The 22,165-nt window shown below is 73.7% G+C and carries 19 protein-coding genes; 8 read left to right on the plus strand and 11 right to left on the minus strand.

Going from position 1 to position 22,165, the window contains the following annotated elements:
* Positions 1-117: 117 nt before the first annotated feature.
* From Q0195_RS00660 to Q0195_RS00685, 6 genes are all read right to left on the minus strand, one after another.
* On the minus strand, positions 118-912 hold the full coding sequence (locus Q0195_RS00660; protein ID WP_299273186.1) for an HpcH/HpaI aldolase/citrate lyase family protein: 795 nt from the start codon (positions 910-912) through the stop codon (positions 118-120).
* Positions 897-1,688: a 2-oxo-hept-4-ene-1,7-dioate hydratase gene (hpaH, locus tag Q0195_RS00665; RefSeq protein ID WP_299273188.1), complete on the minus strand. Its 792-nt coding sequence runs from the start codon at positions 1,686-1,688 to the stop codon at positions 897-899. Before hpaH ends, Q0195_RS00660 begins: the two co-directional genes overlap by 16 nt.
* Complete coding sequence (locus tag Q0195_RS00670) at positions 1,685-1,900, minus strand: hypothetical protein (protein ID WP_299273191.1); 216 nt, start codon at positions 1,898-1,900, stop codon at positions 1,685-1,687. Before Q0195_RS00670 ends, hpaH begins: the two co-directional genes overlap by 4 nt.
* 33 nt (positions 1,901-1,933) lie before the next feature.
* Positions 1,934-4,981, minus strand: a complete 3,048-nt coding sequence (locus Q0195_RS00675) for an FAD-binding and (Fe-S)-binding domain-containing protein (RefSeq protein WP_299273194.1) — start codon at positions 4,979-4,981, stop codon at positions 1,934-1,936.
* A gap of 97 nt (positions 4,982-5,078) precedes the next feature.
* Positions 5,079-6,701 (minus strand): DUF1343 domain-containing protein, encoded by a 1,623-nt coding sequence (locus Q0195_RS00680; protein WP_299273196.1) that lies wholly within the window; start codon positions 6,699-6,701, stop codon positions 5,079-5,081.
* Positions 6,702-6,730: 29 nt separating this feature from the next.
* The gene (locus tag Q0195_RS00685) at positions 6,731-6,937 is read right to left on the minus strand and encodes a hypothetical protein (protein ID WP_299273199.1); all 207 of its coding nucleotides are present in this window, start codon (positions 6,935-6,937) and stop codon (positions 6,731-6,733) included.
* 234 nt (positions 6,938-7,171) lie between these two features.
* Between Q0195_RS00685 and Q0195_RS00690 the strand changes: the two genes are divergently transcribed.
* The 6 genes from Q0195_RS00690 to Q0195_RS00715 all read left to right on the plus strand — a co-directional run bounded on the left by Q0195_RS00690 (position 7,172) and on the right by Q0195_RS00715 (position 14,284).
* Positions 7,172-8,587 carry an extracellular solute-binding protein gene (locus Q0195_RS00690; RefSeq protein ID WP_299273202.1) on the plus strand — a complete coding sequence of 472 codons (1,416 nt, stop codon included), beginning with the start codon at positions 7,172-7,174 and terminating at the stop codon, positions 8,585-8,587.
* 251 nt (positions 8,588-8,838) lie between these two features.
* Positions 8,839-9,771, plus strand: a complete 933-nt coding sequence (locus Q0195_RS00695) for an LLM class F420-dependent oxidoreductase (RefSeq protein ID WP_299273204.1) — start codon at positions 8,839-8,841, stop codon at positions 9,769-9,771.
* 17 nt (positions 9,772-9,788) lie between these two features.
* The gene (locus Q0195_RS00700; protein ID WP_299273228.1) at positions 9,789-10,856 is read left to right on the plus strand and encodes an LLM class F420-dependent oxidoreductase; all 1,068 of its coding nucleotides are present in this window, start codon (positions 9,789-9,791) and stop codon (positions 10,854-10,856) included.
* A 10-nt stretch (positions 10,857-10,866) separates the two neighbouring features.
* Positions 10,867-11,310: a GyrI-like domain-containing protein gene (locus Q0195_RS00705; RefSeq protein ID WP_299273206.1), complete on the plus strand. Its 444-nt coding sequence runs from the start codon at positions 10,867-10,869 to the stop codon at positions 11,308-11,310.
* A gap of 145 nt (positions 11,311-11,455) precedes the next feature.
* The gene (locus Q0195_RS00710; RefSeq protein ID WP_299273208.1) at positions 11,456-12,781 is read left to right on the plus strand and encodes an alkaline phosphatase; all 1,326 of its coding nucleotides are present in this window, start codon (positions 11,456-11,458) and stop codon (positions 12,779-12,781) included.
* Between the two features lie 159 nt (positions 12,782-12,940).
* The gene (locus Q0195_RS00715) at positions 12,941-14,284 is read left to right on the plus strand and encodes an MFS transporter (RefSeq protein ID WP_299273210.1); all 1,344 of its coding nucleotides are present in this window, start codon (positions 12,941-12,943) and stop codon (positions 14,282-14,284) included.
* A gap of 3 nt (positions 14,285-14,287) precedes the next feature.
* On the opposite strand, the gene Q0195_RS00720 is transcribed toward Q0195_RS00715, so the two are convergent.
* Entirely contained in the window at positions 14,288-15,172 is an 885-nt protein-coding gene (locus Q0195_RS00720; RefSeq protein WP_299273212.1) for a macrolide 2'-phosphotransferase, read from the minus strand.
* A 224-nt stretch (positions 15,173-15,396) separates the two neighbouring features.
* Between Q0195_RS00720 and Q0195_RS00725 the strand changes: the two genes are divergently transcribed.
* Complete coding sequence (locus Q0195_RS00725; protein ID WP_299273231.1) at positions 15,397-16,599, plus strand: MFS transporter; 1,203 nt, start codon at positions 15,397-15,399, stop codon at positions 16,597-16,599.
* Between the two features lies 1 nt (position 16,600).
* Here the strand turns inward: Q0195_RS00725 and Q0195_RS00730 are convergent, their stop codons facing one another.
* The 3 genes from Q0195_RS00730 to Q0195_RS00740 all read right to left on the minus strand — a co-directional run bounded on the left by Q0195_RS00730 (position 16,601) and on the right by Q0195_RS00740 (position 19,131).
* Entirely contained in the window at positions 16,601-17,464 is an 864-nt protein-coding gene (locus Q0195_RS00730) for an ABC transporter permease (RefSeq protein ID WP_299273214.1), read from the minus strand.
* Entirely contained in the window at positions 17,461-18,375 is a 915-nt protein-coding gene (locus Q0195_RS00735; RefSeq protein WP_299273217.1) for an ABC transporter ATP-binding protein, read from the minus strand. Before Q0195_RS00735 ends, Q0195_RS00730 begins: the two co-directional genes overlap by 4 nt.
* Before the next feature lie 183 nt (positions 18,376-18,558).
* Complete coding sequence (locus tag Q0195_RS00740) at positions 18,559-19,131, minus strand: AAA family ATPase (RefSeq protein ID WP_299273220.1); 573 nt, start codon at positions 19,129-19,131, stop codon at positions 18,559-18,561.
* Positions 19,132-19,164: 33 nt separating this feature from the next.
* Here Q0195_RS00740 and Q0195_RS00745 point away from each other — a divergent pair, with 33 nt between their 5' ends.
* Complete coding sequence (locus tag Q0195_RS00745; protein WP_299273222.1) at positions 19,165-19,908, plus strand: NAD-dependent epimerase/dehydratase family protein; 744 nt, start codon at positions 19,165-19,167, stop codon at positions 19,906-19,908.
* 9 nt (positions 19,909-19,917) lie between these two features.
* Here Q0195_RS00745 and nrdJ read toward each other — a convergent pair whose 3' ends face one another.
* Positions 19,918-22,044: a ribonucleoside-triphosphate reductase, adenosylcobalamin-dependent gene (gene nrdJ / locus Q0195_RS00750; protein WP_299273225.1), complete on the minus strand. Its 2,127-nt coding sequence runs from the start codon at positions 22,042-22,044 to the stop codon at positions 19,918-19,920.
* Positions 22,045-22,165 lie beyond the last annotated feature (121 nt).

Raw genomic sequence — 22,165 nt, forward strand, 5'->3', positions numbered from 1 at the left:
GAGTCAGTCTGACGTCTCCGGAACGACACTCCCTCTCGGCCGCCGCGCGTCCTGCGATCCGCCGCCGAAGCGGCACCCAGGCATCCGGCCGGCGCTCTCCCGCCCGTGTGCCCGCGCTCAGTACGACGCGCGCTCCTCACCCGTGCCCGTGCTGAACTTCGCCGCGAGCGCCTCGGTGCCGCGGGCGAGGATCGCGACGTCGGCGCCGACGAGCACGAAGGACGCCCCGGCGTCGAGGTAGGACCGGGCCATCGCCGGGTCGAAGGCATTGACGCCCACCGGTTTGCCGGCTGCCCGGACCGCCTCGAACGTCCGGTGCACGTTGGCGACGACGTCGGGATGGGTCTGCTGCCCGATGACCCCCATCGAGGCGGCGAGGTCGGACGGCCCGACGAAGACGCCGTCCACCCCGTCGACTGCGGCGATCTCCGCCGCGGCGTCGACACCCTCGGCCGTCTCGATCTGGACGAACAGGGACACGTGCTCGGCCGCGTCGGTGAGATACCCGTCCACCCGGTTCCACCGCGCCGAGCGGGCCAGCGCCGAGCCCACCCCGCGGATGCCGCGCGGCGGGTAGTGCACCGCCCGGACCAGCTCCCGCGCCTGGTCGGCGGAGGAGACCATCGGGACGAGGAGCGTCTGGGCACCGAGGTCGAGCACCTGCTTGATCGTCACCGGGTCGTGCGAAGGGACGCGGACCACCGGGGTCACCGGGTAGGCCGCGACCACCTGGAGCTGGGTGAGAGTGGTGCCCAGGTCGTTGGGTCCGTGCTCCTGGTCGATGAGCACCCAGTCGATGCCCGAGCCGGCAACGATCTCCGCCGCCACCGGGCTCCCGGAGCAGATCCAGATGCCGGCCAGCGGCCGGGAGGACTGGGCCAGCGCGTCGCGCAGCGTCACACGAAGCGGCACGAGATCGTCCCCATCTCCCGGTAGTCGGCGAGCACCGTGTCGCCCTTCGACACCCACATCGGGCGAGTGAAGGACCCGGCGAGGACGATCTCGCCGGCCTCGAGGCGGTCGCCGTGCTGGGCCAGCTTGTTGGCCAGCCAGGCCACGCCGGTCGCCGGGTGGTTGAGCACCGCGGCGGCCACGCCGGACTCCTCGATGACCTCGTTGCGGTAGAGCAGTGCGGAGACCCAGCGCAGGTCGACGGCGCCGGGCTCGACCGGGTTGCCGCCGTAGACCAGGCCGCCGAAGGCCGCGTTGTCGCTGATGGTGTCGACGATGGTGCGGCCCTTGAGCTCGATTCGCGAGGAGAGGATCTCCAACGCGGGCACGACGTACTCGGTGGCGTTGAGCACGTCGAACACGGTGACGTCCGGGCCCTCGAGGGAGTCGGAGAGCCGGAAGGCGAGCTCGACCTCGATGCGGACGTTGGAGAACTGGTCGTACTCGATGACCGAGCCGTTCTCGAAGACCGCGTCGGCGAAGATTGCGCCGTAGTCCGGCTCGGTGATCCCCGTGGCCTCCTGCATCACGCGGGAGGTCAGCCCGATCTTGCGCCCGACGAGCCGGCGTCCCGCCGCCACACCCCGCCGGCGCCACTCGTTCTGGACGGCGTAGGAGTCGTCCACCGTCATGCCCGGGTAGCGGGCCGTCAGGAGCGGCACCGTCGTACGGTCCCGCTCCGCCGCGGCGAGCTCGTCGGCGATGGCGGTGATGGTCTCGTTGTCGAGCGTGGTCATCCCTTGTCCTTCTCGTAGCGTGCGCGCCACTCGCGGTTCATCGGGGAGAGGCCCTCGATGGCGTGCCCTGCGGCGACGCGCTGCGCGATCCAGGCGTCTTCGTCCTCCTGGGCGGGCGTCGCGTCGACGATGTCCGCAACAATCGTATACGGAATGACGCCGACCCCGTCCGGGCGTCCACGATTGCGTGATCGGGCACGGAGCGACCTCATCCATCGGTCGGCAGATCCCTGCCCGGTCGTGCCTCAGCGCCGGCCACGAGGTTCCGAGCTGGCCGCCCAGGCGGCCCGGGGAGGCCCGGCGCGGGTGAGCTCCTCGAGAACCTCGAGCACGTGGCGGTAGGGGCGACCGGTCGCGGCGCTCATCCCCATCTCGCAGGTGCGGTTGCACGAGACGTAAGCGTCGAACGGCCCGGCCGCCCCCTCCGCGGCGGCGATCTCGGCCGCCTCCCGCTCGGTGGCCCCGGCCGGCAGCTCGGGGTGGAGCATGCCGCGGTCCCCGGCCGTGCCGCAGCACCCCCACTCGTCCGGTACGACGACCTCGCGGGCGCCGGCGGAGGCCACGGCCGTCAGGTCCTCCACCGCCTCGAGGTGCACCGTGGAGCAGGTCGGGTGGACGACCACCCGGTCCAGGCGCGCCGAGTCCGCCACCGCGAGCCGCCCCAGCAGGTGCTCGCGGGTGAAGGTCACGGCGTCGACGACCCGCACCCGGGCCCACCGCTCGGCCGCCGCTCCGGTGAGCCGGGCGGCGACGGCACGCAGCCCGTGCGTGCAGCTGGCGGCGTCGCAGACGAGCGGGAGGCGGCCGCCGTCGGTCAGCTCCCAGACCGAGGCGGCGACCCGTCCGGCCATCGCCGCCGCGCCGTCGACCAGACCCTTGGACTCCCACACGGTGCCGCAACACAGGCCGTCGATGTCCTGCGGCACCGCGAGCCGGACCCCGGCGCGGGTGCACAGCTCGACGAATGCGCGGCCGGCCCCGATGCCGCCCCCCTCCGCCGCGAAGAGCGAGCCGATACAGGCGGGGAAGAACACCGCCTCGTGCGGCCTCCTGACGGCGGCTGCCGATCGCCTGCTGCCGAGAAGTGGGCTCTCGGTGGGAACTGGGCTCTCGGCGAGAAGTGAGCTCTCGGCGGAAAGTGAGCTCTCGGCGGGAACTGGGCTCTCGGTGGAAAGTGGGCTCTCGGCGGGACGTGGGGTGTGGGTGACGGTGTGACGGGTGGGGAGGAGGGTGCTGCGGGGCCGGCCCGGGCCGGGCAGCCTCCCGTCGGCGTGCGGCACGAGGTCCCGACCGCGCTCCCCCACGACGGCGCGCACCGCCGTCGTCGCCGCGTCGAGCACCGGGCCGGGGACGTGGTCGGCGACGGCGAGCGCCCCCCGCAGCGCCGCCGTCACCGGCTCCCACGCCCCCGCGAGCCGGCGTCCGACCGCCTGCGCGAGCGGCCCGTTGGCGGCGGCGCGGCGCTGCTTCATCACCGCCCCGGTGTCGATGTCGACCGGGCAGGCGACGCGGCACAGCGAGTCGGCGGCACAGGTCTGGACCGCCGCGTAGTCGTAGTCGCGCTCGATGGCGGCGCGGCGCTCGGGTGTCGCGTCGGCAGCCTCGCGGAGCAGGGCGATGCGCTGCCGCGGCGTCGTGGTCGTGTGCCGGGACGGGCAGACCGGCTCGCAGAACCCGCACTCGACGCAGCGGTCGAGCTCGGGGTGGACGCGCGGGTAGCGCTTGAGGTCGCGCAGGTGGATCGTCGGGTCGTCGGAGATGACGACGCCGGGGGCGAGGATGCCGCGCGGGTCGCACAGCCGCTTGATCTCCCGCATGACGGCGTAGAGCTCGGGACCGTACTGCCGCTCGACGAACGGGGCCATCATCCGGCCGGTGCCGTGCTCGGCCTTGAGCGAGCCGCCGGCGTCGAGGACGAGCGCGGCGAGCTCCTCGCTGAAGGCGGCGTAGGCGTCCCGGGCCCGGGGGTCGGCCAGGTCGGGGTTGATCATGAAGTGGAGGTTGGCGTCCTTGGCGTGCCCGAACGTCACGGCGTCGGTGTAGCCGTAGCGCGCGAGCAGGCCCTGGAGGGAGCGCACCGTCCCGCTCAGGGCGGGCCCGGGCACGACGACGTCCTCGAGCATCGCGGTGGTGCCCGCGGGACGGGCCCCGGCGACGGCGGCGTACAGGCCCTTGCGCACCTGCCACATCGCGGCCCGGGCCCGCGCGTCGACGGTGAGCGCGGTGGCGGCGGCCGGGTCGAGCCCGGCGAGCACCGGCTCGGCGGCGCCCACCAGCTCGGCCAGCCCCTCCGGGCTCGCGTGCTGGAGCTCGACGAGGAGGGCGGTGTGCCGGTCCACGGTGAGCCCGCGGAGCACCGGGTCGGCACGCCGGTCGCGCTGGGCCACCCGCAGCGCGGCGGCGTCCATGAGCTCGACGGCCACCGCCCCGGTCGCCGCCACGTGTGGCAGCGCGTCGGTGGCGGCGCCGATGGAGTCGAGGACGAGCAGCGCGGTGGCGGCGTGCGGCAGGGCGGGCACGGTGCGCAGGGTGACCTCGGCGAGGTAGGCGAGCGTGCCCTCCGAGCCGACGACGAGGTGGGCGAGGATGTCGACGGCTGCGTCGTGGTCGAGCAGCGCGTTGAGCCCGTAGCCCATGGTGTTCTTCATCGCGAACTGCTGCTCGATACGGCGGCGCAGGTCGGGCCGGGAGCGGACGTGGTCACGCAGCCGCAGCAGCCCGGCGTGGAGCTCGGGCTCCCGGGTGGCGAGGAGGGCGTCGGCGTGGGGCGCGGCGGTGTCGACGACGGTGCCGCTGGGCAGGACGAGCACCATCGAGTCGAGCGTGCGGTAGGCGGTGGCCGCCGTGCCGGACGTCATCCCGGAGGAGTTGTTGGCGACGACGCCGCCGACCGTGCAGGCGATCTCGCTCGCCGGGTCGGGGCCGAGCCGGCGCCCGTACCGGGCCAGCGCCGCGTTGACCCGCCGCAGCACGGCGCCGGGCGCGCAGCGCACCCGGGCGCCGTCGTCGAGGACCTCGACGTCCTGCTGGTGGCGGCGCACGTCGAGGAGGACGCCGTCGGTCACCGCCTGACCGGACAGGCTGGTGCCACCGGCCCGGAAGGTGAGCGGGACGCCGGCCCGGCCCGCGGCCGCCATCACCGCAGCGACCTGCTCGGTGGAGGTGGCCGTGACGACGGCGCGGGGGCGCAGGAGGTAGTGCGAGGCGTCGTGCGCCAGCCGGGCGACGTCGACCTCGCGCGTGCTCAGGGCGCCCGGCCCGGCGGCGCGGCCGATCTCGGCCAGGGCGACCATCGACCTCCTCCTCCCTCGTCGTGGGCCGCCCGCGGACGGCCCGGTGTCACGGGCACGGGCGGGCCCGGGGCACCCCCCGCCCCAGGCCCGCCGGCCGTCAGCCGTCGAGCGACGACCGTACTTGGAGCGCGAGCGCCCGCAGGTGCTCGGCCGCCTCGTCGGTGAGGACGGCGCTGCGCTTCGGGTGGTCCAGGTGCTGGACGAACCGGTCCAGCGCGCCCTGGGCCTGCCGGCTGCGTCCGGCGGCGAGGTGCCGCTCGGCCTGGTCCAACGCGGTGGTCAGCAGCCGCAGGACGGGGCCCCCGCCGTCACCGTGGGTGACGTGCTCGTCGAGCGCCTCCCGGAGCCGGTCGATCGACAGGTCGTAGAGCCGGTACCCGTCCGCCAGCTCGTCGAAGGCGGCGAGGTCGTCCGCCCACCCGGCGATGATCTCGTCAGGGTGGACGCCCGCCTCGAGCTGCATGCGCACGCTCTTGTCGCCGCTGAGCCGGTCGATCCAGCAGATGTCGCTCTCCGCGTCGCACGTCGCGTTGGGGTAGAGGTTCGTCTCCTCCCGCCAGTCCACGCCCTCGGTGTCGTAGAAGGCCTGGAGCACGTGCAGACCGGTGCGCACCGGGACGTAGGCGGCGGGGTCGGTGATGTGGATCTCCACGCCGCCGGAGAGCCGCCCGGCCTGCTTGCTCGTCGTCGGGTTGGCGAACATGGGGCGGAAGTGGACCCCTTCGAGACCGCGGGAGTTGAGGTCGGCGGCGAGGTCGTAGGCCTCGACCTCGTCGATCTCCCCGTGACCGATCCACAGGAACGGCTTCGTGGTGCCGCGGCCCTCCGAGGCGTCCAGCGACTCGATGAGGCCGGTACCGACGTACACCCACGCCGTCTCGATGGTGGGGATGTTCGGCGAGGGAGCCACCCACTCCAGGCCGTACCCGGTGACGAAGTCGTCCGGGTCGTAGCCGGTGAGCTCGACGACGTGGAAGTCCTCGACCGGCTCGGGGAGGAACTCCCCGTTGAACAGGGAGGCGAGCTCACCGACCGTGAGGCCGTGCTGCATGGGGATCTCCCGCAGCCCGACGAACGACGACAGCGCGGGGTCGAGGACCGGCCCGTCCATGCGGTCACCGAGCGGGTTCGGTCGGTCCAGCACGATGAAGCCCTTGTCGAACTCGGCCGCGGCGTCCATCGCGTAGTACATCGTCCAGATGTAGGTGTAGAAGCGGGCCCCGATGTCCTGGATGTCGAAGAGGAGGACGTCGACGTCCTCGAGCATCTCCTCGGTGGGCCGCTGCGTGCGCCCGTAGAGCGACCACACGGTCAGCCCGGTGCGCGGGTCGACGTAGCTCTCGATGTTGGCGCCGGCGGGGGCTCCGCCGAGGATGCCGTGCTCGGGGGCGTAGAGCGCGGTGAGCTCGTAGTTGCCCTCCTCCTGCCCCGCGATGAGCAGGTCGACCGAGTGGGTGAGGTCGGCGTCCACCCCGGTGGGGTTGGTGATGAGGCCGACGCGCTTGCCGTCGAGCCGCGCGAGCTCGGCGGGGTCGGAGAGCAGGCGCTCGATGCCGAGCTCGACGGTGGGCCCGGTGGCCTGGAGCACCTGCGGGGCGGCCGGCTGGGCGGCGGGCTGGGGAGCCCCCGGGGCGGCGACGGCGAAGCCGCCCCCCGCCACCGCGATGGCGGCACCGGCGGCGAGCACCGGCGTCCACGTCCGGTGTCGACGTTGGGTCATGGTCGTCCTTTCGTCAGGGTGGGCGAGGGTCACGCCTGGGGCGTGCGGCGTTGCAGCTCGGCGACCGTCTCCCGGAGGAAGGTCGCCGCGGCGAGCCCCCACGGGTAGGGCGCAGCCTCCCGGGCGGGACGGACGAGAGTGAGGGCCGGCGCGGTGGTCGTCGACTGCTCGGTGCTCGACCGAGCTGCGGTGCCGTCGACCACCGTGAGATGTCTGCGCTGACTGTGCCCGTGCACGCGGCCCCCTTGCATCGCCCGACGGGTGCGGTACCCGTCCGGCCCTACTGTGGCCGAGCCGTGAGGTGGCGTCAAGAAGTGACACTGGCGGCTGCCTGCACGTCAGCAAGTTTCGCCCCTCACCCCGGCCGTCATGGGACGGTGTGACGCCACTCGGCGCGGCGTATCCGAACGGTCACGGCATGGCATTTCCCGGGGGTAGCCTTGACCGTGACGCCGCACGTGGGAGGGTTCATGGACCGCCGAGCGCGCACCCGCGCGGGTACTGCGCTCGCCCTGGTCGCAGCCCTGGTGGCCGGGTGCGGTGAACCTGCCGGCGACGACTCCGTGGTCGACGCCGCCTCGGCCGGCCTGTCGAGCGTGACCTTCCGGCTGTGGGACGAGGCCGCGGCCGACGCCTACCGGGAGTCGTTCGACGCCTTCAACGCGATCCACCGCGACATCTTCGTCGAGGTGGAGGTCGTGCCCCGCAAGGGGTACGCCGAGCGGGTGGCCTCCGACCTCGCGGCCGGCACGATGGCCGACATCTTCTGGACCACGAGCGACGCCGTCGCGGCGCACGCGCACGGGGGCGACCTCCTCGCGCTGGGCGAGGTGCTCGGCGAGGACGTCGAGCCGTGGGAGGCCACCGTCACCGACCTCTACACCCGCGACGGCGAACTCTGGGCAGTGCCGCAGGTGTGGGACGCGACGGTGCTCTTCTACAACACCGACCTCGTCGCGGAGGCGGGCGTGGACCCGACGGCGCTCACCTGGGACCCGGCCGCCGTGGCCGAGCACGCCGCACCCGCCGCGGGGGACGACACCGACCCGCAGGAGCCGGCACCGGAAGCGGCCGAGCAGCCCGTGGCGGCGGCAGCGGCCCCGGCCGACACGCTGCGGGCCGCCGTCCGGGCGCTGACCCGGGACACCGCGGGCCGGGCGGCGACCGAGGACGGCTTCGACGCCGGCGCGGTGGCCGAGCACGGCATCAACACCGACCTCACGGCACCTGCCGTCTGGCTCACCTACCTCACCCAGCTCGGCGGCGCCCCGCGGGCGGGCACCGACCTCGACCTCGCCGGGCCGGAGGGCCAGGCGACGTTCGGCTACCTCGCCGCGCTCCCCGTCGTGCCGACGGACCCCGAGTCGGTCCCGGCGCGCGAGCTCTTCGCCGCCGGCAGGCTCGCCCTCTTCCAGTCGACGTCGGCCGACATGCGCTACCTCGCGGAGCACGCGGAGGTGGAGTGGGCGGTGGCCCCGGTCCCCGCCGGCCCGGAGGGTGCCGTCTCGGTGGTCGACGGCGTCGGCGCGGCGGCCAACGCCGCCACCGACGACCCCGAGGCCACCGCCGAGGTGCTGCGCTGGCTCGCCTCGAGCGACGGACAGTCGGCGCTGGCGAGCCACGGCGTGGGTGTCCCGGCCGCCGCCGGCGCCCAGGAGCTGTTCCTCCGCGCCTGGGCGGACCGGGGGGTGGACGCCGCCGCCGCCCTCGCCGTGGACCGCGCCGTCACCGCGGCCGGCGGGCCGCAGGTCGACGCGGCCCTCGAGGCGGTGCGCCCGGTGCTCGCGCAGACGCTGCACGGGGGCGCCGAGGTGGGTCCGACCCTCGTCACCGCGCAGCGGACGGCGGAGGCGACGCTCGGATCGGGGACACCGAAAACCCCGTGACACCCCGGCCTCCGCGGACATATCGTCTGCGGTACACGGGAAAGGAGGTGGTCCGAGACATGAGCTCTACTTGGACGCGTGAGGTGGCTGTCCGCTAGCCGTCTGTCGGACGGACTCGACCCGGGTCCACCGCCGGACGGCGGCGAGATCCCGGCAGTCACCGGTACCCGCGGGGCCGTGGCTCGTCCACCACGGCACCTTGGCCACGGCCAGGAACCCGCGGGTACTGCCCTGCCTGGCAGGCTAGGCACATGGACCTTCGCATCTTCATCGAACCTCAGCAGGGCGCCTCCTACGCCGACCAGCTCGCCATGGCCCAGCGCGCGGAGCAGCTCGGCTTCTCCGCCTTCTTCCGCTCCGACCACTTCCTGCGGATGGGCGACGGCGACCCGCTGCCCGGACCGACCGACGCCTGGACGACACTCGCCGGGATCGCCCGGGAGACGTCCCGGATCCGCCTGGGCACCCTGGTGACGTCGGCGACCTTCCGCCAGCCGGGCGTGCTCGCCGTCCAGGTCGCCCAGGTCGACGACATGTCCGGCGGCCGGGTCGAGCTCGGGCTGGGTGCGGGCTGGTTCGAGGAGGAGCACCGCGCCTACGGCATCCCCTTCCCGCCCCAGCGGTTCGGCCTGCTCACCGAGCAGCTGGAGATCATCACCGGGATGTGGGCCACGCCGGTCGGGCAGACCTTCGACCACGACGGCGAGCACTACCAGGTCGTCGACTCCCCCGCGCTGCCCAAGCCGGTGCAGGACCCGGTGCCCGTGATCATCGGCGGCAACGGCCCGCGCCGCACGCCGCGGCTCGCCGCTCGCTTCGCCGCCGAGTACAACCAGTCCTTCCCGCCGAAGGACCAGATCGTCCCCCAGCGAGACCGGGTCCGTGCGGCGTGCGAGGAGCTCGGCCGCGACCCCGACGAGCTCGTCTACTCCGTCGCGTTCGTCGCCTGCATCGGCAAGGACGAGCAGGAGATGGCGCGCCGGGCGGAGGCCATCGGCCGTGGGCCCGCCGAACTGCGCCGCAACGGCCTGGCGGGCAGCCCCCAGGAGATGCTCGACGGCCTGGGCGCCCTGGCCGAGCAGGGGATCAGCCGCGTCTACCTCCAGTGCCTGGACATCGGCGACCTCGACCACCTCGAGCTCATCGCCGCCGAGGTGCTGCCGCACGTGCCGAGGACCGCGTGAGCGCCGGGCCACGCCCCCTGCGGGTCGGGCTGCACCTGGGCTACTGGGCGGCCGGCCCGCCGGAGGGCGCGGCCCACGCCGTCGAGCTCGCCGACGAGGCGGGGCTGGACTCGGTGTGGACCGCCGAGGCGTACGGCTCCGACGCGTTCACGCCGCTCGCCTGGTGGGGGTCCCTCACCTCGCGGGTGCGGCTCGGCACGGGCATCGCCCAGCTCTCCGCTCGCACGCCGACGGCGACGGCGATGGCGGCCCTCACCCTCGACCACCTCTCCGGCGGCCGCGTCGTCCTCGGGCTCGGCGCCTCCGGGCCGCAGGTGGTCGAGGGCTGGTACGGCCGCCCCTACCCCCGCCCGCTCGAGCGCACCCGGGAGTACGTCGACATCGTCCGCCAGGTGCTGCGGCGGGAGGGTCCGGTGCGGGCCCAGGGCCGGCACTACCGGCTGCCCCTCGACGGGGAGGGCACCACCGGCGAGGGCAAGGCACTGCGCGCCACGGTCCACCCGCGCCGACCGGACCTGCCCATCCACCTCGCGGCGCAGGGACCGCGGAACGTCGCGCTGGCCGCGGAGATCGCCGACGGCTGGCTCCCGGCGTTCTTCTCCCCGCGCCTGGACGGCTGGGCCCGCGAGCAGCTGGCGCGCGGGTTCGCGAACCGTTCGCCCGACCTCTCGCCGGTCCAGCGGTTCGAGGTGAACGCCTCCCTGCCGGTGGCCGTCGGCACCGACGTCGAGTCCGCGGCCGACAGGGTGCGGCCCCACCTGGCGCTGTACATCGGCGGGATGGGCTCGGAGCGGTCGAACTTCCACCGCGAGGCGGTCGAGCGGCTGGGGTACGAGGCCGCCTGCGCCGAGGTCCGTCGCCGATGGGTCGCCGGGGACCGGGAGGGCGCCGCCCGCGCCGTGCCCACCGAGCTCGTCCTCGACGTCGCCCTGGCGGGACGCCCGGAACAGCTCCGCGACCAGCTCGCGACCTGGCGGGGGACGGTGGTGACCGGCGTGCTGCTCCAGCTGCCGCCCGCCGCCGTGCCCGCCGTCGTCGACGCGCTCGCAGGCCGCGCCGTGGACGGTCCTGCTCCCGCCGGGTAGCCTCCCCGACGTGACCGACATCGAGATGGTGGAGCGGGGGCCCGCCGTCATCGTCGGCGTCCCGGTGATCGGGACGTTCGCCGAGCTCGGGCGGCTCGTCCCCGAGGCATGGCGACGACTGCACGACCGGGTCGGGCAGGACTCGGACCTCACCCTGGCCGAGGTGAGCGTCGACCTGGGTGACGGGCGCTACCACGAGACCCTCGGCGCCCTCACCGGGGCGCGGGAGGCCCGCCGGCTGCACATCCCGGGCTGCGTCTGCTCCTACGTCCCCGGGGGACGCTGGGTCCAGACGATCCACGAGGGGCCGGAACGGGCGATCGCGGACACCTTCGGTCGGCTGCTCGACCGGATCGCCGCCGACGGCGGGCAGCCGGGACCGCACAAGCTCGACATCGGCTACACGGTGGACGGCGAGGGCGGCCCCCACCTGCTGGCGGTCCAGCTCGCCTGACGGCCGCGCCCGGTCCGCGACGCCGCCGACGTGCCGAGCCGGGGATCGAGGAGCACCCTGAGAGGCACGAACGTGCCGTCCACCACCGACCGCTTCGGTGCAGGTGTGTGCGCGGACGGCCTCGACTCGGGGGAGAGTGATGAGAGTGCGGACAACGCATGGGGTACGTGTCGTCGGGGCGGCGCTGGCGCTCGTCCTGGCAGGTGGTGCAGGTGCCGCCGTCCAGGGCTGGGGCGGCTGGGACGACGACCGGGGCCACCAGGAGCGGGCCCACCACCGGGACCGCGACCACGGCCGGCACGGGAAGGACCGGGAGCGCGCCAAGAACGTCATCTTCATCGTCGGCGACGGGATGGGCATCGCCCACCGCGAGCTCATCCGGCTCGCCACCGTCGGCCGCGACGCAGAGCTGGAGATGAACCAGCTGCAGTACCAGGGCTGGGCGCAGACCGACCCCGCCGACACCGAGGAGGTCGTCACCGACTCCGCCGCGGGGGCGACCGCGTTCTCCACCGGGGTGCGCTCCTACAACGGAGCGATCGCGGTCGACCTCGACGGCAACCCGGTGACCACGCTCCTCGAGCGGGCCGAGCGGGCCGGCAAGTCCACCGGTCTGGTGACGACGTCGCAGGTGACCGACGCCACGCCGGCGGCCTTCGGCTCGCACGTCGAGGACCGCGGGAACCAGAGCGAGATCGCCCGTCAGTACCTGGAGGAGACCGGGGTCGAGGTCATCCTCGGCGGCGGTGAGGACTGGTGGTACCCGGAGGGTGAGGAGGGCGCCTGGCCCGACAACCCGGAGTCCGACCCGACCGAGGCGAGCAAGGGCACGGCGGGCAACCTCGTCGAGCGTGCCCGGGAGCTGCGGTACCGGTACGTCACCTCGGCCGAGGAGCTCGCGGCCGCCCCGAGCCGCGGCAAGCTGCTCGGGCTCTTCGCCAACGAGGAGATGTTCGAGCACACCGGCCCCGCGGCCCCGCTCTACGAGCCGTCGGTCCCGCTGCGGGACATGGCAGCCAAGGCGCTGGAGATCCTCTCCCGCGACCGGGACGGGTTCTTCCTCCTCATCGAGGAGGAAGGCATCGACGAGATGGCCCACCACGGTCACGCCGCCGAGCTCATCCAGGCGGGGCAGGCGCTGGACGAGACCGTCGCCCTGGCCCGCGAGTTCGCCGCGGAGCACGGTGACACGCTCGTCGTCGTCGTGGGCGACCACGAGACGGGTGGGCTGGCCATCGAGCTCGTCGACGACGAGGACGAGTCCGGTGAGGGCGAGCAGGAGGAGGAGGGTCCCTTCACCCTCGCCGGCACCGACCAGACCTTCACGGTCGACTGGACCACGGGCGGCCACACCGGGGCCGCCACCCCGGCGAGCGCCGAGGGTCCGGGCGCCCGGGCGATGATCGACGTGCGGGACAACACCGATATCCACGGCCTCGTGCTCGACGCCATGCGGCTGGGCCGTCGCTGACCGAGGGACCGGGACGATGCGCCCGGTCGGTCCACGGCGGCCCCGACGGGCCGCCCGCGTGACCGGCCGGGCGTACCCGTCTCGGCAGGGGGCTTATGCTCAGAGTGAGATCAAGTGCTACGCTCGGCCCGTCACACGCCCCCACACGAGGACCCCGCCATGGTCAGCCACACCCCGCACGCCCCCGCCCGGCAGTCGCTCACCCGCGCCGAGCGGCTGGACCGGCTCCCCTTCACCCGCGCCCACGGCAAGCTGCTCGGGGGCTCGGGGATCGGGTGGGCGCTCGACGCGATGGACGTCGGGCTCATCTCCTTCATCATCGCGGCCCTCGGCCAGGAGTGGGGGCTGACCGCCACCGAGCAGTCCTGGCTCGCCTCCGTCGGCTTCGTCGGGATGGCCATCGGCGCGAGCGTCGGCGGCCTGCTCGCCGACCGGATCGGCCGCCGGCAGGTCTTCGCGCTCACCCTGCTCGTCTACGGCCTGGCCACCGGCGCGTCCGCCCTGGCCACCGGGCTCGTCATGCTCATCGTCCTACGCTTCGTCATCGGGCTGGGGCTCGGGGCCGAGCTGCCCGTCGCCTCGACGCTGGTCAGCGAGTTCGCGCCGCGGCGCATCCGCGGCCGTATCGTCGTCATCCTCGAGGCCTTCTGGGCGGTCGGCTGGATCGCCGCGGCCCTCATCGGCAACTTCGTCGTCGCCGGGGACAACGGCTGGCGGTGGGGCTTCGTCATCGGGATGGTCCCGGCCTTCTACGCCATCTACGTGCGCCTCGGCATGCCCGAGTCGGTGCGCTTCCTCGAGCGCAAGGGCCGGGTCGCCGAGGCGGAGGCCGCCGTCCGCGTCTACGAGTCGGCCGCGGGGCAGGAGCCGGTGCCCTCCCCTGTCGTCACCGAGGACGCCGCCCCGCCGCACTGGCGCCAGTTGTGGACAGCCCGGTTCCGCCGGCGCACGGCCGCCCTGTGGGTCGTGTGGTTCGGGGTGAACTTCGCCTACTACGGCGCCTTCATCTGGATGCCGTCCCTGCTCATCGCCAAGGGCTTCTCCCTGGTCGCGTCCTTCGAGTACACGCTGATCATCACCCTCGCCCAGCTGCCCGGGTACGCCCTGGCCGCCTTCCTCATCGAGAAGTGGGGCCGGCGCGCCACCCTGGCGGGCTTCCTCGCCGGCTCGGCCGTCGCGGCGGTGCTCTTCGGCCAGGCGGACACGGTGCCGACGATCCTCGCCGCCGGGATGGCGCTGTCCGCGTTCAACCTCGGGGCGTGGGGCGCCCTGTACGCGGTGAGCCCCGAGATCTACCCGACCGCGCTGCGCGGTACCGGCTCCGGCAGCGCGGCTGCCTTCGGCCGCCTCGCCTCGATCATCGCGCCGCTCGCCGTCCCGTGGTTCATCAGGTCGGGTGGCTCGGGGGTGGCGTTCGTCGCCTTCGGCGTCGCGTTCGTCCTCGCCATGGTCGGGGCGCTGTTCCTGCCGGAGTACCGCGGGGTGGCGCTCGAGGAGGAGTAGGCCTCACACCGCGGCGAGCTGGGCCTGGGCGGCCGCCCGGTGCTCGGGGCGCCCGGTGGCCAGGGCGTACAGGCCGTAGCCCACCGGTCCGGCGGTCATGAGGGCCGCGCACCGCTCGGCCAGCCGCGGCCAGCTCACCCCGCCGGCGGCGACGTATGCCCGCACCGTGGTCGCGAACGCCTCCGGCGGGGCGAAGGCCTGCTGGTACATGAAGTCACGGGCGGGGTCGTCCCCCCGCGCGGTGGTCCAGTCGAGCACGCCGGTGACACCGTCCTCCTCGTCGACGAGGACGTGGGCGGGATAGAGCTCGCCATGGGTGAAGACGGTCTCCTCCGGCCACAGGTCGTCGTCGGCCAGCCACGCCGCGAGCCGCTCCTCCAGCGCGGGGTGCACGTCGAACTCCTCGCACACGACACCGACGTCCTCCCGCCAGCGCTCCCGCACCTCGTCCGGCGAGCGCACCTCGACGCCGAGCTCGGCGGCCTCCTCGAGCGGTGCCGCATGCAGCGCCGCGAGCAGCCGGCCGAGCTCGGCGGCGTACCGCTCCGAGGCCGGGTCGAGGTGCCACGTCACCTCCTCGCCCTCGAGGGTGAGCCCCGGACGCCCCGGCAGCAGCGGGTAGGCGACGAGGTCCTTCGCCCGCACCTGCCAGTCCGGGACCGCCACGGTGAGGTGCCGGGAGGCGAAGGCGAGGATCGCCTCCTCCCGGTCCAGGGCCGCCGAGACGTCCGGACGGCGCGGGACGCGCAGCACCCACTCCCGCCCGTGGATGTCGACGGCGTAGGCGACGTGGAAGTCCAGCCCGGCGTCATTGTGGCGCAACGAGCTCCCCTCCAGCTGAAGACCGTGCCTCGCCGCCCGCTCGAGCAGGTCTTCGTCCCCCGTCATGGGACAACTCTGACAGCGGCGTGGGCACCCTGCACACGATGCCGGAGGCACCCCGCCCCGCCCGACCCGCCCGGACCGACGGCATGCGATCCGGACGGGTGATCCTCGTCATAACCACCCGGGCGCCCGATCCGGCCGGGGCCGGGGATCCCGCGGCCACGGCGCGTCGGAGTGCGCGGACTCACCCCGGGGCATCGCCGGGCCCGACCTAGCATCGACAGGTGATGACGCATTTTCCCTCGCCCGCCCGCCGGGTCCTGCCGTGGACCATGGTCCTCGGCGTCGTCATCGTCGCCGTCAACCTGCGCGGGCCGATCGTCGCCCCGGCCCCGGTGCTCGGGCCGATCCGCGAGGACCTCGGGCTGTCGAGCACGGTCGCCGGCCTGCTCACCAGCCTGCCGGTGCTCTGTTTCGCGCTGGCCGGCCCGGTGGCCTCCTGGGTGATCCGGCGCGTGGGACCGGACAGCGCCGTCGTGCTCACCCTGCTCGGCGTCCTCCTCGGCACCGTGGTGCGGTCCGCCGGTCCGGCCCCGACAGTGCTCATCGGCACCGCGATCATCGGTGCGGCGATCATGGTGGGCAACATCGTCGTGCCGGTGCTCATCCGGCGGGACGTGCCCTGGCAGCGGGCCGGGATGGTCACCGGGCTGTACACGGCCGCGATGAACGTCGGCTCCATGCTCACCTCGCTGGGCACCGCGCCGCTCGCCTCCGTGGTCGGCTGGCGGTGGGCGCTGGCCGTCTGGGGGCTGCTCGCCGCCGCCGGGGTGGTCTACTGGCGGCCGCTGGCCCGCCGCGCCCGGGCCGCAGCCGCCGACGCCGCGCCGCCCACGCGCGGCACGGTGCGTCTGACCCCGTCGGTGTCGCGGATCTCCTGGCTGCTCCTCGTCGCCTTCGGCGGCCAGTCCTTCGCCTACTACGCCGTGTCCGCCTGGCTGCCGACGCTGCTGTCCGACACCCGCGGGCTGGATGCCGCGGCGTCGGGGGTCACCGCCTCGCTCTTCCAGATCTTCGCGGTCGTCGGCGCGTTCGGGGTGCCGGCCCTGGCGGCGCGCGCCCCGGGCTGGGTGCCGGTCGCGACCGTCGCGGCCGGCTGGGTGACGATGCCGATCGGGCTGCTGCTGGCCCCCGAGGCCTACCTGCTGTGGTCCGTGCTCGGCGGGATCGGGCAGGGTGGCGGGTTCACCGCGATCCTGTCGATCATCGCGCGCGTCACCGGCAGCGACGCCGAGGCGGCCACCGTCTCCGCGCGCGTCCAGACCGGCGGCTACGTCATCTCGGCCACGGGGGCCCCGCTGGTGGGGGCGGTGTACGCGGCGACGGGCGGCTGGTCGGCCCCGCTGCTCGTCGTGCTCACCGCGGCCCTGTCCTTCGCCGTGACCGGCGTGGTGGCGGCGCTCCTCGCGCGCCGCCACCAGCCGCACTGACTCAGACGTCGCGGCGGCGCAGGCTCATCGCGCCGGCCACCAGGGCGACCACGGCGTAGGCGCCGACGACGGCCACTCCCTGCCAGGGGCTGAGCACCTCGTTGGTGCCCTGGAGGCCGGAGGTGCCGACGAACGCGACCGCGGCGGGCAGCGGCGTCACGCTGACCAGGTCCTGCACCCAGTCGATGGTGACGAACTGCAGGACACCGGGGACGAGGAGGAGCAGTCCGAGGACGGCGGTGATGCTGCCGGCGGTGTGCCGCACGACGGTGCCCAGGCCGAGGGCGACGAGCGCCACGGCGACGAAGAAGTAGGTCATCCCGCCGAACGCCCACCAGGTGTGCGCCTGGTCGAGCTGCGGCAGCAGGTCGTGCTCGGAGAGCCACGGGGAGGCGACGAGCGTCGCGACGACGAGGCTGAGCACGCTCGTCACGGCAGTGACGACGACGAGCGCCACGGCCTTGGCCCACAGCACCGGCAGCCGGGTGGGGACCGCGGCGAAGGTCGAGCGCGCCATACCCGTGGAGAACTCCCCGGTGATGAGGAGCGCCCCGAGGACCGCGATGCTCACCATGCCGAACTGGAAGCCGGACATGAGGAGCTCGGGGCCGTGCGGCTCCAGCCCCGCCTCGGCGGCGTAGGCGACGAAGTCGTCGACGGTGCTGGCCACCGCCAGGGCGATGAGCGCCATGACGGTGACCGTGATGGCCAGGTTCCACCACGTGGAGCGCAGCGAGAGGAGCTTGACCCACTCACCGCGCAGGACACCGCCGAAGCTCAGCTCACCGACCTCCGCCCGGCCGGTCGGCCGGCGGGCCGGGGTCTGCGTCGTGCTCGGGTGCTGCCGTTGCGCCAGGGTGGTCATGCTGCGATCTCCTTCTGGGTGCGGTACTCGACCGCGGAGCTGGTGAGGTTGAGGTAGGCCTCCTCGAGGCTGGCGCGCTGGAGGCGCAGCTCGTGCAGGACGATGCCGTGCCGGGCGGCGAGGGTGCCGACCTGCTCGACCGACGCGCCACGCACGTCGAGGGCGTCCGCGGTGATCTGGACGCGGGCACCGTCGACCTCGAGGCGGGCCGCCAGCTCGGTGGCCTGCGGCGAGCGCACCTTGACGACGGCGCCGGTCGCCGAGTCGATGACCTCCTGGACCGGCCCGGCGGCGATGATACGGCCGCGGCCGATGACGAGGAGCTGGTCGGCGGTCTGCGCCATCTCGCTCATGAGGTGGGAGGACAGGAGCACGGTGCGCCCCTCGGCGGCGAGCTGCCGGACGAGGGTGCGGATCCACGTGACGCCCTCGGGGTCGAGCCCGTTGACCGGCTCGTCGAGGATGAGGGTGTGCGGGTCGCCGAGGAGCGCGACGGCGATGCCCAGCCGCTGGCCCATGCCGAGGGAGAAGCCCTTGACCCGCTTGTTCGCCACCGGGCCCAGCCCGGTCATCTCGATGACCTCGTCCACCCGCTTGCGGGGGATGCGGTGGCTGGCCGCCAGCGCCGTGAGGTGGGAGCGGGCGGTGCGGCCGGGGTGGACGGCGCGGGCCTCGAGGAGGGCGCCGACCTCGCGCAGGGGGGCGCGGTGGCGGGGGTAGGGGGCCCCGTTGACGGTGACCGTGCCCGACGTCGGGCGGTCGAGGCCGACGATCATCCGCATCGTCGTGGACTTGCCGGCGCCGTTCGGGCCGAGGAAGCCGGTCACCGTGCCGGCGGGGATGGTGAAGGTGACGTCGTCGACGGCGGTCTTCTCGCCGTAGCGTTTCGTGAGGTTTCGTGCCTCGATCATTGTTCCTCTGTCCTGTGCGGCCGGGGGTGGTCCCCGGCTCGGGTTCGAGGACCAGTGAACCGGCCGGCCCCGCACGGGCGGATCGGGGGCCGACCCTGGTCGTCCCCTGGTTCTGCCGCCGGGGTCCCTCAGGGTTCTTCCCTGACCACCCCGGACCCCGCGCTCCTGCGCCGCCGCGGACGGCTACCGGGCACCGGCCGCGACGCGGAGGGGACCGTCCACCCAACGGTCGACCTCCGGTCGCGAACGCAGCCGCACGACGGTGAGGTGAGGGTGGCTCACCTCGAGCGGCGGTACTCGGCTCAGGTACTTGTCCCGATGGACGACGGCCCAGCGCACCACGTGCTCGTGGTCGGTGAGGAGGGTGTGCAGCGGTGGCTCGACGTTGCCGTTCCACAGCACCTCCCGCCGCAGCCGGCGCCGCACCGTACGCCCCACCAGGCGGGGGAGCACCACCGTCGCGAAGGGCAGGTCCAGCCACACGAGCAGGTCGGCCCGCTCGGTGAGGAGCGGCCGCACCGCGTCGTACTGCCACTCCGTCACCCAGCGCTCCCGCGCCGCGAACGAGCGGACGTCGGCGACGAACGTGTCCCGCGGCCGCCACCCGGGGCCGTGGAAGAGGGCGTCGAGCTCGACGTGCTCGGCGCCGACGGCACCGGCCACGCGGTGGGCGAGCGTGGACTTGCCCGCGCCGGAGACGCCGGCGACGAGCACCCGGCGCGGTCGACCGGGCAGGGGGTCGGCGAAGCCCAGCACCCGAGCACCTTACGTCCCGGTACTGTCGGGCACGTGCGCATCGCAGTGGCAGGTGGGACCGGAGTCGTGGGGCGGCACGTCGTGCGAGCGGTGCGCGACGCCGGGCACGAGCCGGTCGTCCTCGCCCGCGCCCACGGCGTGGACCTCGTGACCACGGAGGGGTTGGCGCGGGCACTGACAGGCGTCGACGCCGTCGTCGACGTCGCGAACATCACCACGCTCTCCCGGCGACGGGCCACCAGGTTCTTCGGGGCGGTGAGCTCCAACCTGGCGCGGTTGGGCCGGGACGCAGGCGTGCGTCACGTCGTCACGCTGTCGATCGTCGGGGTGGACCGGGTGGGTCTGGGCTACTACCAGGCCAAGCTGCTCCAGGAGAAGGTCGCCCTGGGCGGGCCGGTCGGCGCGACGGTGCAGCGGGCCACGCAGTTCCACGAGTTCGTCGACCAGACGCTGGCCCGGGTCCCGGGACCGCTGGCGCTCCTGCCGCGGATGCGGACGCTGCCGGTGGCGGCCGCGGACGTCGCCGCCCGGCTCGTCACCCTGGCCGCGGGCGAGCCGCAGGGCATGGTCGAGGACCTCGCCGGGCCCGAGGTGCACGAGCTGGTCGACCTCGCCCGCGCCGTGTCGGCCGCGCGCGGCCTGCGCCGGCCGGTCGTCCCGGTGCGGGTGGCGGGGGCCACCGGTCGCGCCCTGGCGACCGGTGGCCTGCTGCCCACCCGTCCCGGCCCGCGCGGCTCGCTCGGCTTCACCGAGTGGCTCGCCGCGCAGACCGGCTGAGCCGCTGCGTCAGGAGGACGACGCGGCGTTGAACTCGGCGTTGATCTTGATGCCGTCGAACTCGCAGTCGTCGGTCTCGCAGAACGCCTCGCCGATGGCGTCGATGGTCTCGGTGTCGCCGTCGTAGATGGCGTCGAGGTAGGCGGGGAGCAGCCGCTGGGACGCCGCCTCGTACTCCTCGGCCGTGATCTGCGTGTACGGCATCTGGGGGTAGACGAAGTTGCCCTGCGGCAGGAAGGACGCGGTCTTCAGGCGGCCGGTGAAGTCCTTGAGGATGTCGCCGATCTGGTCGCCCTCCGTCTCCGGGTCGAAGGAGAGGGTGACCGACACGGAGTTGTCCGACCAGTACTTCTGCGCGAGCGCGGCGAGCTCGGCCTTCTCCCGGAGGGAGACCTCCTTCTCCGAGCGGCGTGCGGCCGACTTGATCGGGAAGAAGATGACCGACGTCCCGGTCGGGTCCTCGCTGGCCGGCTCCACCCGGTACCCGGCGGCGCGGAACAGCGTGACGAGCGGGTCCTCGTTGCGGAAGCGGATCGCGCGGTTGAAGTAGGTGCCGCCCGGGGCCCAGTGCACGCCCGGGGAGACGCCCGCAACGATGCTCACCGTGCCGGAGGGCTTCACCGTGGTGGTGCGGATCGACTCGCGCACCGCGAGCATCTCCGACAGCTCGGTGTCCCACTGCTGGATGGTCCGGTAGCCCTCGTCCATCCACTCGGCCATGACCTCGGTGCCGTGGTTGTCGACGAAGTCGGCGATGCCGGACATCGAGGTGCCGACGCGGCGGTTGCGCTGCATCACCGCGTTGGTGCGCTCCCAGTGGGTGGGGAGCAGAGTGACGATCTTGCCGTAGAGGAAGGCGACCTTGAGCGTGGCGAGCAGGTCCTCCTTCGACTCCGCCCGCGAGGGGTAGGTCTCCACCAGGGTGCAGCACTCGAAGGACTCCAGGGGCTGCTCCGCGCACGGGTTGTAGCCCATGACGCGGTAGTCCTTGTGGTCGGCGGGGTCTGCGAGCCGGCCGTAGGCGCGGGTGGTGTCGAGCCAGATGACGCCGGGCTCGCCGTTGCGGGCGATCGCCTCGGTGATCGGCGAGAGGTCGGTCTCGGTGTCGACGACCACGGAGTTGTTCGACATCCACGCCCAGCCCGGGCTCTCCGGGTCGTAGGAGTTGCGCTCGGGGAAGACCTCGGGGTTCTTCAGGTCGAGGAAGTCGGGGTCGTCGATCTCGCCGAGGAGGATCTCGGCCGAGCGGCGGACGTTGCCGGCGACGACGCACACGCCGATGAGGTTGCCGACGTCGGCGATGTCGCGGCTGGTGAGCCGCTGGCCGCCGCGCCCGTGGAAGATCTTGCGCAGCGCGGTGTGCAGCCGGTGCAGCGGCTCGGGGCCGGCCGCGGTGCCACCGAAGGTGCGGATCGGCGCGCCCTTGGGCCGGATCTGGGAGTAGTCCATGACCGGCAGGACGTCACCGCGCAGGTAGGCGTTGATGACCATCGCGGTGGAGTCCACCCAGCCCTCGCGGGTGTCCGGGATGGTGTACACCGGGGTGCCCGGCTCGACGACGGGCGGCAGCGCCCGGCCCTCTGCGTCGATCTCCAGGCCGGTGGCGGACTCGTGCACCGTGGGGGCGTGGATGGTGAAGTCCTGCTTTGCCCCGGCGGTGTCGAACCCGACACCGACGCCGAGCATCGACGCCTCCATGAGGAAGGTGAAGGGGGTGGAGGGGTCCTCCGGCGTCATGTCCGACGTCGAGACGAAGGCACAGTTCTGCAGCGGGGCGGAGTTGCCGATCTTGTTGACCAGCGGGGTGCCCATGATCCACAGGCCACGGCCGGGCGGGCTCCACTTGAGCTCGAAGAGCCGCTCGTAGGCGTCGCGGGCCATCGCCTGGTACCGGTCCTCGTCCCACGGCAGCCGGCGGCTGGTCATGTGGTCCTTGAGGAGGGAGAACATGCCCTCGACCACGCGCCGGCACACCTCGTGCCAGCGCTCCTTGGTGCCGTCCTCGCGCTGCCGGGAGTAGGTGCGCAGGAAGGTGATCTCCCCGAGGGAGTTCCCGGCGGCGTCGGCATAGCCCCACGGCACGGGGCGGGCGGTGTAGGAGGAGACGAACGAGTCGGGCAGCTGGAAGGAGAACATCACGGGCTTTCTTGGTGCTGTGCGTGCTGGTGGTCAGACGGCGACGGCGGCGGCCTGGGCCACCAGCGCCTTGATCTTGTCGGGCCGGAACCCCGACCAGTGGTCACCACCGGCGAAGACC

Source organism: uncultured Georgenia sp., from assembly GCF_937958535.1.
GTDB lineage: Bacteria > Actinomycetota > Actinomycetes > Actinomycetales > Actinomycetaceae > Oceanitalea.

Bases quoted from the DNA above. Each gene is read 5' to 3' on its own strand.
- hpaH (WP_299273188.1), bottom strand. From the start codon at position 1,688: ATGACCACGCTCGACAACGAGACCATCACCGCCATCGCCGACGAGCTC.
- Q0195_RS00670 (WP_299273191.1), bottom strand. From the start codon at position 1,900: ATGAGGTCGCTCCGTGCCCGATCACGCAATCGTGGACGCCCGGACGGG.
- Q0195_RS00675 (WP_299273194.1), bottom strand. From the start codon at position 4,981: ATGGTCGCCCTGGCCGAGATCGGCCGCGCCGCCGGGCCGGGCGCCCTG.
- Q0195_RS00680 (WP_299273196.1), bottom strand. From the start codon at position 6,701: ATGACCCAACGTCGACACCGGACGTGGACGCCGGTGCTCGCCGCCGGT.
- Q0195_RS00690 (WP_299273202.1), top strand. From the start codon at position 7,172: ATGGACCGCCGAGCGCGCACCCGCGCGGGTACTGCGCTCGCCCTGGTC.
- Q0195_RS00695 (WP_299273204.1), top strand. From the start codon at position 8,839: ATGGACCTTCGCATCTTCATCGAACCTCAGCAGGGCGCCTCCTACGCC.
- Q0195_RS00715 (WP_299273210.1), top strand. From the start codon at position 12,941: ATGGTCAGCCACACCCCGCACGCCCCCGCCCGGCAGTCGCTCACCCGC.
- Q0195_RS00720 (WP_299273212.1), bottom strand. From the start codon at position 15,172: ATGACGGGGGACGAAGACCTGCTCGAGCGGGCGGCGAGGCACGGTCTT.
- Q0195_RS00725 (WP_299273231.1), top strand. From the start codon at position 15,397: ATGACGCATTTTCCCTCGCCCGCCCGCCGGGTCCTGCCGTGGACCATG.
- Q0195_RS00730 (WP_299273214.1), bottom strand. From the start codon at position 17,464: ATGACCACCCTGGCGCAACGGCAGCACCCGAGCACGACGCAGACCCCG.
- Q0195_RS00735 (WP_299273217.1), bottom strand. From the start codon at position 18,375: ATGATCGAGGCACGAAACCTCACGAAACGCTACGGCGAGAAGACCGCC.
- nrdJ (WP_299273225.1), bottom strand. From the start codon at position 22,044: ATGTTCTCCTTCCAGCTGCCCGACTCGTTCGTCTCCTCCTACACCGCC.